8 protein-coding genes are annotated in these 9,797 nt (G+C 66.5%); all 8 read left to right on the top strand.

The window, feature by feature from the left end; translation table 11 throughout:
• Positions 1-1,102: UDP-N-acetylglucosamine--N-acetylmuramyl-(pentapeptide) pyrophosphoryl-undecaprenol N-acetylglucosamine transferase (locus CAP13_RS03510; RefSeq protein WP_085830246.1), on the top strand; the 1,102-nt coding region annotated here is incomplete at its 5' end.
• Between the two features lie 120 nt (positions 1,103-1,222).
• Positions 1,223-2,662, top strand: a complete 1,440-nt coding sequence (gene murC / locus CAP13_RS03515) for a UDP-N-acetylmuramate--L-alanine ligase (protein WP_245798885.1) — start codon at positions 1,223-1,225, stop codon at positions 2,660-2,662.
• A 3-nt stretch (positions 2,663-2,665) separates the two neighbouring features.
• Complete coding sequence (gene murB / locus CAP13_RS03520) at positions 2,666-3,577, top strand: UDP-N-acetylmuramate dehydrogenase (RefSeq protein ID WP_085830247.1); 912 nt, start codon at positions 2,666-2,668, stop codon at positions 3,575-3,577.
• 23 nt (positions 3,578-3,600) lie between these two features.
• A complete protein-coding gene (locus CAP13_RS03525; protein ID WP_281248976.1) occupies positions 3,601-4,467 on the top strand; it encodes a cell division protein FtsQ/DivIB in 867 nt (288 codons plus the stop codon).
• A gap of 250 nt (positions 4,468-4,717) precedes the next feature.
• Positions 4,718-5,854 carry a cell division protein FtsZ gene (ftsZ, locus tag CAP13_RS03530; protein WP_085830249.1) on the top strand — a complete coding sequence of 379 codons (1,137 nt, stop codon included), beginning with the start codon at positions 4,718-4,720 and terminating at the stop codon, positions 5,852-5,854.
• Between the two features lie 406 nt (positions 5,855-6,260).
• Positions 6,261-7,073: a peptidoglycan editing factor PgeF gene (gene pgeF, locus CAP13_RS03535; protein ID WP_085830250.1), complete on the top strand. Its 813-nt coding sequence runs from the start codon at positions 6,261-6,263 to the stop codon at positions 7,071-7,073.
• A 143-nt stretch (positions 7,074-7,216) separates the two neighbouring features.
• Positions 7,217-8,083, top strand: a complete 867-nt coding sequence (locus tag CAP13_RS03540; RefSeq protein ID WP_245798886.1) for a phosphate signaling complex PhoU family protein — start codon at positions 7,217-7,219, stop codon at positions 8,081-8,083.
• A gap of 1,027 nt (positions 8,084-9,110) precedes the next feature.
• Positions 9,111-9,797: YggS family pyridoxal phosphate-dependent enzyme (locus CAP13_RS03545; RefSeq protein WP_085830252.1), on the top strand; the 687-nt coding region annotated here is incomplete at its 3' end.

A 9,797-nucleotide genomic window follows, 5' to 3' on the forward strand; every position in this document is an offset into this window, starting at 1 on the left:
CGCCGCCGGGGGCACCGCCGGGCATGTGAACCCGGCCCTCGCCCTCGCCGAGGAGCTCCGCCGGCGCGGGCATGCGGTCCGGTTCTTCGGGGAGACCCGCCGCCTCGAGGGGACCCTCGTCCCCGAGGCAGGCTTCGACTTCTTCCCGGTGCGTGTCAGCGGGTTCGACCGCTCCCGCCCCTGGACGATCCTCACGGCCCTCGCGCATATCAGCCGCGAGGAGGGCCGCCTCGTCAAGTCCTTCCGCTCCGACGACGCACTGCGCCCCGACGTCGCCATCGGGTTCGGCGCCTACGTCGAGCTGCCGCTCGTTCGCGCCGCCCGGCGTTTGGGGATCCCGGTGGCCCTGCATGAGCAGAACTCCGTTCCCGGGCTCGCGAACAAGCGCTCGGCCCGGCACGCGTCGCTCATCGCCATCGCTCAGCCCGCCGTGGCCCCCGTGTTCGAGCGCGCCGGCGCCGCGCCTAACGCCATCCGCCTGACGGGTAACCCGGTGCGCTCCTCGGTGCTCGCCGGCGACTGCGCGCGGGGCCGCGCCGCCCTCGGTGCCGGGGAGGGGGAGACGATCCTCCTCGTCTTCGGCGGCTCGCTCGGCGCGGCCCACTTGAACGAGCGCCTCGCATCCCTGAAATCTGCCCTGCTCGCGATCCCCGGCCTGCGCGTGGTCCACTCCACCGGCGCCGCGGGCTTCGAGGAGGCGCGCTCAGCCCTCGCGCTCACGGACGACGAGGCCGCACGCTGGGACGTGCGCCCCTACATCACGGAGATGGGGGATGCCCTCGCTGCCGCGGACCTCGTGCTCTCGCGTTCCGGGGCCTCCTCCATCGCCGAGATCGCCGCCCTCGCCGTCCCATCGGTCCTCGTGCCCTATCCGCATGCCACCGCCGATCACCAGACCACGAACGCGCGCTTCCTCGTGGACGCCGGCGCGGCGGTGATGTTCGCGGACGCCGACATCGACGGCGTGGACTTCGAGCGCGAGCTCATCGGGCTCCTCACTGATGCGGGGCGCCGTGATGCAATGCGCGCCGCCGCGCACGGGCTCGTTGCCGACCGTGCCGCCGAGAAGCTCGCCGACGAAATCGAAGCCCTGCGCGCCTAGCGGCCACCACTTCCGCCCGCATATCCCGATGCCCTTCCCGTGTGCGCCGCGCCCGGCCGCCGCCGTGTCCGCACGTGGCGCTACAATGGGCCCGTTGCATCTGAACCTGAAGGAGCCTCCATGCTGACCATGCCAGAATTCGATAGAACCGCCACGCCTGACTTCAAGCGCGCCCACTTCATAGGCATCGGCGGCGCGGGCATGAGCGGCATTGCCCTCGTCCTCCATGAGCGCGGCTACACGGTCACCGGCTCCGACCTCAAGACCTCTCGCTACATCCGGCACCTCACGCATGCGGGCCTCACGGTGCGCATCGGCCACGAGGCCCAGACCATCGACGAGCTCGCCCCTGATGTCGTGGTGGTCTCGACGGCCATCCCCGAGACGAACCCCGAGCTCATGCGCGCCCGCGAGCTCGGCATCCCGGTCTGGCCCCGTGCCAAGATGCTCTCCGTCCTCTCGCAGGGGCGCACCACGGTCGCCGTCGCCGGCACGCACGGGAAGACCACCACGTCCTCCATGTGCGCCACCATGCTCGACCGCATGGGCCTCGACCCGAGCTTCCTCATCGGCGGCATCGTCGAGGGCTACGGCACGAACGGGCGCAACGGCCAGGGCGAGCACTTCGTCTGCGAGGCCGATGAGTCCGACAGCTCCTTCCTCTACCTGCAGCCCAACGTGGTCGTCGTGACCAACGTGGAGGCCGACCACCTCGATCACTACGGCTCGCTCGAGGCCATCGAGGAAACCTTCTGCACCTTCATGGGCCTGGTCGGCGATGAGGGCACCGTCATCGTCTGCGGTGACGACGCGCGCCTGGTCGAGCTCGCCGCCGAGAGCGGCCGGCGCACCGTCACCTACGGGTTCGGGGAGGGCTGCGATGCCCGCATCACCGAGGCCGGCCGCGCCGAGGGCATCGGATCCTCTTTCACGGTCTCCCTGCCCGACGGGCGCACGCTGCCGGTCGAGATCAAGAGCAACCCCGGCCGCCACAACATGTTGAACGCCACCGCAGCCCTCACCGTCGCCTGGGTGCTGGGCCTCGATGACGCCGCCGCCGCGCGCGCCCTGTCGAGCTTTGACGGCGTCCGGCGCCGCTTCACCCATGTGGGCGACGTGGACGGCATCACCATCGTCGACGACTACGGCCACCATCCGACCGAGATCAAGGCGACCCTGCATGCGGCGGCCTCTCTCGACTTCAACCATGTATGCGTGGTGTTCCAGCCGCATCGCTACACGCGGCTCCAGGCGCTCGCGAGCGACTTCGCCGACGCCTTCGCCGAGGCCGACCGCCTCATCCTGATCGACGTCTTCTCGGCCGGCGAGATGCCGATCCCCGGCGTCACCTCCAAGATGCTCGCCGACACGGTCGCCGCGCGCCATCCGGGCAAGGAGGTCGTCTACGCGGCGAGCCGCGACGAGCTGATGGCTGCCATCGACAAGATGACGGCCTCCGGGGACCTGCTCATCACCATGGGCGCCGGCGATGTCACCACCGTGGGCCCCGAGTACCTCGAGCGCGCCCGCGAGATCGCCGACGAGAAGGGCGCACGTTAGGCGATGGGCCTCTTCAACGCCACCTATCGGCTCTCCGAGCAGATCGACACCGACGTCGTCGAGGGCGAGCGCTTGGCGCGCCATACGAGCTACCGCATCGGGGGGCCGGCGGCCCTCTACATCACCTGCCACAGCTACCATGCGCTGCGCCGCACCATGGAGGTCCTCCTTCGCGAGGAGGTCCCCTGGGTCGTGCTCGGCAAGGGCTCGAACGTGCTGGTGTCCGACGGCGGTTACGACGGTGCCGTGGTGACCCTCGGCAGGGAGTTCTCCCGGTTCGCGTTCGCCGAGGACGGCCTGACCGTGACGGCGGGGGCCGGGGCGATGCTGCCGCGCCTGGTGAACGAGGTGTACACGAGAAGCCTCTCGGGCCTTGAGTTCGCCGTCGGGATCCCGGGCACGGTGGGCGGCGCCGTCTCGATGAACGCGGGAAGCGCGACCGAGTGGATCGGCGCGCTCGTGCGCGATGTGGTGACCTACAAGCCCGGCGAGGGGATACGCCATTACGCGCACGACGACATAGCCTGGAGCTACCGCACGACCTCCCTGCCGCATGACGAGGTCGTGCTCGAGGCGACGATCGAGCTCGCTCCCGCACCCAAGGCCGATATTCGCGAGCGCATGGAGCGCCTGCTCACACGCCGGCGTCGCACCCAGCCCATCGGGTCCGCCACCTGCGGGTCCATCTTCAAGAACCCGCCTGATGCGCGGGCGGGGGCCCTCATCGAGGGCTGTGGATTGAAGGGTTTTTCCGTAGGAGGGGCCGAGGTCTCGTCCGTCCACGCTAACTTTATCGTGAACAAGGGCACGGCCCGTGCCCAGGATGTGCTGGAGGTCATCCGGCACGTGCATGGAAAGGTGAAGGAGGCCCATGGCATCGAGCTCCAGACGGAAGTCAAGTTCCTCGGCTTCTAGCAGCCCGAAGCCCACGTTCCGGCGTGCGTCCTCGAAGGACGTGCGACCCTCCGCGCCCCTTCCGGCCCCGAAGCCGGCTGCGGGGTCCAAGCCCGCGACCCGCCGCACGCCGGCGACCTACTCNCTTCGCCGTCGTCGCGAACTCAAGCATTTTCGCCGCCACCGACATCCAGGTGGTCGGCGGTGAGCGCGTCACGAAGGAGGAGATGGAGGCCGTGATCTCGATTCCCGAGAACGCGACCCTCCTGAACGTCGACACGGCGGCCATCTCGCAGAGCCTGGAGAAGCTCCCCTGGGTGGCGGGCGTCGACGTCGAGCGCATCTTCCCGCACACGCTGAAGATCACCCCGCGCGAGCGCCAGGTCGCGGCCATCGTGTACCTTGCCTCCGACGATATCGCCTGGGCCGTGAGCACCGACGGGACCTGGATCGCGCCGCTCACGGTGGCGGCCACGGTAGATGCCGACGGGAATGTCGTCGAAGACCCCTCGACGCTCCCGGAGGGAACGCAGACGACGGAGCTCACCGGAGTCGACGCCGCCCTCGTCCTCGCCCGTCAGGCTGGGGCGGTGTTGTTCACCGATGTCGCGGGCGGCGTGTCGCCCGTGAGCGGCGCCGCGGTCGACTCCGATGTCATCACCGCGGGGCTCGCCTACGCGACCGGGTTCTCCGCCGACTTCCTGAAGCAGGTCAAGGACATCTCCCTGCCCTCGGTCGAGGCCATCTCCGTGCACCTCACCTCGGGAGTCGAGGTCTCCGTCGGCGCGCCCGACAACATCGAGACGAAGGAGAGGGTCGTCACGCGCCTGCTCGAGCAGGAGCAGAACGTGACGTACATCAACGTCCGGACCCCGGACGCCTATACCTTCCGCTCGGCGCAGACGGGCTAGGGCGCGGCAGGCGCAGTGGTTTTCGGGGGGGGCGAAGCCAGCGCGGAGACGCGCCCGCAGCGCCGTCGGCCGCGNTCGACCGATTTTGCGGAGAATGCCGACCGCTCGCCGTATGCAGTTTGACTTGACGTGGGGTTTTGTGCAAAGATACCGTGATTTACCTCGATGTTTAATCTCAACTTGAAGGTTAACGTCGCGAGATCGACCGCATACGCACCATGCGAAACCCCGACGTTCGGAGGACCGACACATGCACGAGAACGAGATCAACAACTATCTTGCCGTCATCAAGGTGGTAGGCGTCGGTGGCGGCGGCACGAACGCGGTCAACCGCATGATCGAGGAGAACATCCGCGGCGTCGAGTTCGTGGCCATCAACACCGACGCGCAGGCGCTCGCGATCTCCGACGCCGACATCAAGGTCCACATCGGCACCGACCTCACGCGTGGCCTCGGCGCCGGCGCCAACCCCGAGGTGGGCCGCAAGGCGGCTGACGAGTCCCGCGATGATATCGCCGAGGCGCTCGCCGGGGCCGACATGGTCTTCATCACTGCGGGTGAGGGCGGCGGCACCGGAACCGGCGCCGCGCCCATCGTCGCCGACATCGCGATGAACGAGGTGGGTGCCCTTACCGTGGCCGTCGTCACCAAGCCGTTCACCTTCGAGGGCCGCAAGCGCAAGGGCGCCGCCGAGGAGGGCATCAAGGCCCTCTCCGAGAGCGTCGACACCCTGATCGTCATCCCGAACGACAAGCTCCTCGACATCGCTGAGAAGAAGACCTCCATGCTCGAGGCCTTCTCGATGGCCGACGGCGTGCTCTCCCAGGGCACCCAGGGCATCACCGACCTGATCACCGTCCCGGGCGTCATCAACCTGGACTTCGCCGACGTCAAGACCATCATGCGTCAGGCCGGCACCGCCATGATGGGAATCGGCGTCGCCTCCGGCGACACCCGTGCCGTCGACGCCGCCCAGCAGGCCATCTCCAGCCGCCTGCTCGAGAGCTCCATCGACGGCGCCACGCGCGTCCTGCTTTCCATCGCCGGCAGCAAGGATCTCGGCATCCAGGAGATCAACGACGCCGCCGACCTCGTGGCGAACGCCGTCGACTCCGAGGCGAACATCATCTTCGGTACCGTGGTCGATGAGTCCCTGGGCGACCAGGTGCGCATCACCGTCATCGCCACCGGCTTCACCGACTCCAACGTCAACCGTCAGGATGACCTTTTCGGTCAGGGCCGCTCCCGCACCCAGGGCGACACGGCGCCCGCGAGCTCCCGTGACACGGGCTCGAGCTCCTCGCGCACGGCAGGCGGCGCCGAGCTCCCGAGCTTCGGCAACGAGCAGTTCGAGCTGCCCGACTTCCTGAAGCGCGGCAGCTTCTAGGATCAGCGTCGTTCCAATCGGCTTGAACAGGCCCCTGGTCGCGTTTTGAGGTGCCTCCCATTTCTTGGACATGCAAAGAGAAGTCCGAGAGATGGGAGGCTTTCTCTATGGGAGCCGACCTCAGGTACAGGCGCGACGCGTCCCTCCTGGTCGAGGTGGCACGGCTCCACGATGTCGGCCCCGGTCGGGTTTTCCTTTAACGCGTCGGGTCCGCTGGACTGGTGAAGGGGGATGCTCTTCTCCGTTTCCGGTGGCTCCGCACCGTGGCATCCCATTCCCACATCCGCCCTGTCCTGCGGTCCGGAGGCACCCGCACCGTGTGTTTTCACCGCTCCTCCGGTGCCGGTGCCGTCCTGCTGGTCCCCGGCGGGGTAGGCTTGGCTCAGAACCGATTCAAGGAGGCGCCATGGAGGGCACGCTCAAGCGCGAGACGCGCCAAGGGGTCACGCTGGTGGGGGAGCTCGCCGGGTCGGTCCGCTTCGGGTTCACGGAACGGACCGGTGGCATGTCGGAGCCTCCGTTCACAAGTCTGAACCTGGGCGGGCACGTGGGCGACGACCCCGCGGCGGTCGCGGAGAACCGACGCCGGGTCCTCGCGGCCCTCGGGGTTGATGCGCCGTTGGGGGCGCTCCTCGTGCCCAACCAGGTGCACGGCGACCACGTGGCCCTCGTCGACGACGCCTCTCCCGCTGCGCTCGCCCGGGTGCGGGACGAGATCGCCGCCGGGGCGGACGCCATTGTGTGCTCCGTGCCCGGTGTCCCTGTGCTGCTCTGCTTCGCTGACTGCGTTCCGGTGATCCTGACCCTCGGGGACGCGTTCGCCGTGGTGCATTCGGGGTGGAAGGGCACGCGGGCGCGGATCTCGGCGAAGGCGGCGCGGGTGCTCGCCGAGACGGTGGGGAAGGATATCGCCGGCATTCGCGCATGGATCGGTCCGCATATCCGAGGCGATGAATACGAGGTCTCGCCTGAGCTCATGGCCGACTTCGCAGCGACGTTCGACGCCGTCCGGCCCGCCGCGGCCGCGGGATCGCGCCTGCTCGATCTCGCCGCCTGCATTCGCGAGGCCCTGACAGAGGCCGGTGTGCCCGGGGGGTCCATCCGCGACGCCGGGCTCTCCACGCTGCGCGACAATGACCGGTTTTTCTCATACCGTGCCGAGCACGGGCGTTGCGGCCGCCACGGGGCGGTGGCCGTGATCACGGGCCGAGCGCTCTAGTTTGGATTCTACCTGCGGTTTTTCGCGGTAGGGGACGCGCTCATGTCGCAGCCTTTACCGGCCCTGTCCAAGTCCTTTACAAGACCCTGTTGTTTTAGACCTAAGCTGGACTGCAAACCTGCAGGTTATAAGATGTCCGTTCCATGGACATGATTGGAGACACGCGTATGCGCACGATGTTCTCACGTCAGCTCATCGAGGCCCGTCACGAGATGCTTTCGATCTACGAGGCCCTCGACCTGTCCTTGCATGATGCGGTCCGCTCGTTCGTGACCGACGACACGGCCCTCGCGGAGCGGACAAAGCGCGAGGTCGGCCGCATCGAGGCCCGCTGCGACAACCTCGAGGTCGTCTGCTACAACCTCATTTCCATGCAGGGGCCCATGGCATCCGATTTCCGCACCCTGCAGACCATCAACTTCGTCAACTACAACCTGCAGCGCATCAGCGACAAGGTCTTCCGCATCGCCCGCGCCGCCCGCAAGAAGGTCAAAGCCGATATCGAGCTCCCCGCAGAGCTCATCGAGCTCATCGAGCGCGAGGCCACCTTCGTCTACCGCGTGCTCGGACTGTCTGTGAGCGCCCTCGTGAGCAACGATATGACGCTCGCCGGTGACCTCCTCGATCAGGACGGCCCGGTTCATGAGATCTACGAGGAGTTCTTCCGCACCTACAACCGCATGAACACGGGGGAGATGGCCGACGAGGACTCCCTCGACGATCTGCGCCGCGTCATCATGGTCGCGCGCTACCTCGACCGTATCGCCTCCATCTCCATCGACGCCGCGAGCCGCATCATCTTCATGCTGACCGGCCGTCGCCTGAGTCTTGCCGACGCCGCCGATGCCGATGAGGGGGAGCTCGAGGACATGCGCATCCCCTCTGGTGAGGGCGTGATTCTGAACCCCGAGGCCGACGTTCGCTATGTCAGCCGTCTTCCCCTGGACGAGGTCAGCGAGGATCTCGCGAAGCTCATCAAGCGTGTCAAGGACGGGGAGATCGAGGAGTAGCAGCTCGCCTGCACTCGCGCATCTGCGCGAACCGGCGATTGAGACCGGGGCCGCGACGCCGAACCACCAGTTCGGCCGCGACCCCGGTTTTTTCATGGGACGCGGCGGCGAAATTGCATTCTGTTGAGTTATGAATAGTCGACTGCGGCCATCTACATCAAGGTAAATCAAAAGACCAGGTACACGCTGGTGCAAATATCAGCGTTCTGCATAGGACAGTTCATATCTCGACCATTTTGTCGCGAAATCAATTCATAGCTCGAAGAAATGCAAAACGGGAGGTCGTCCTGCCGGGCTGATTGTGGTTGGCAGCTGTTGACCGGCTTGCCATGGCGGTGAGCGGTCCGGTCTTGCAGCAACGGTTACCATCCTGTCGCGGCAACATCTCGTTTGACCCGCCGAGCAGTGACCGGCGTCTATGGCTGTGGCTGGTCCGATCCCGTCATGAGGAGCGATCGGCCCTCCTTGGCGCGAAATTGCATTCTGTTGAGTTATGAATAGTCGACTGCGGCCATCTACATCAAGGTAAATCAAAAGACCAGGTAAACGCTGGTGCAAAAATCTACGTTTTGCATAGGACAGTTCATATCTCGACTGTTTCGCCGTGAAATCTATGCATAGTTCGAAAAAACGCAAAACTGATTAGCGTGTCTTACGGCATTGGACCCAAAACTGGCGTGCTATGCGGACTCGGATCCAGAATCGGTGTCTTGCGGACTCGGATTCAAAGCTGGCGTATCTTGCGGCATCGAACTTAAAACGGGCGCGCTTTGCAGCATCTGCTCCAAAGCTGGCACTCCTCCGGCCTTGGATGCAAGGCGGGCACGTTTTGTGGTCTGGACTCTTTTCGCATGGCTGCGGCAGATAGTGCGCGGGTGCTCCATACGCCTGCGAAATCGCCTTGATGATGACCAAGCGTGTGAACTTGCCGTTTCTTGCCGCCACCGGCGCGGCCGCCTCCGATCGCTTTCCGTGTCTGCGCTAGTATGGCTTGCAACGCAGACGGCGGACAGGAGGGGTGATCAGCATGGAGGACAGCTACGAGGAGGCCTTGGCGCGCAGGAGCGGGGAGATCATGGAGCGCATCGAGGCGGCGGCCCGGGCGAACGGCCGTGACCCCGGTGACATCCGCCTGGTCGCTGTCTCCAAGACCGTGGGCCCCGAGGAGCTGTTCTCCGCCATTCGAGTGGGGTACCGACACTTCGCGGAAAACCGACCTCAGATGCTCAACGCCAAACTCGAGGCTCTCAAAACCCGCTCGGATCTGCCTCCTGTCGACTTCGACCTGATCGGCAACCTCCAGAAAAACAAGATCAACGCGGTCCTCGGCCGCGTCGGGCTCATTCACTCCATCAGCTCACTGCACCTCGCCGAAGCCGTCTCCACCCGTGCCCTGCGCCGTGAGGCGGAGCTTTCGGCCGCGGCCCCGCAGGACGTCCTGCTCGAGGTGAACATCTCCGGGGAGGCGACCAAGTCGGGCTTCACGGCGGATGAGGTCCGCTCCGCCCTCGATGACCTGCGTGTTCTCACGGGAATCCGCATCCGGGGCCTCATGACGATGGCTCCGCAGGGCGACGCCCGCCGTGCCCGCGCGACCTTCGAGGGCCTGCGCGCGCTCCGTGACGAGCTCGCGTCGCGCGCCCCCGAGCTCGACCTCCGCGAGCTCTCCTGCGGCATGAGCGAGGATTTTGAGGAGGCCGTCGCGGCGGGATCC

Origin of the sequence: Collinsella vaginalis (assembly GCF_900176655.1) — a bacterium.
Classification (GTDB): domain Bacteria; phylum Actinomycetota; class Coriobacteriia; order Coriobacteriales; family Coriobacteriaceae; genus Collinsella; species Collinsella vaginalis.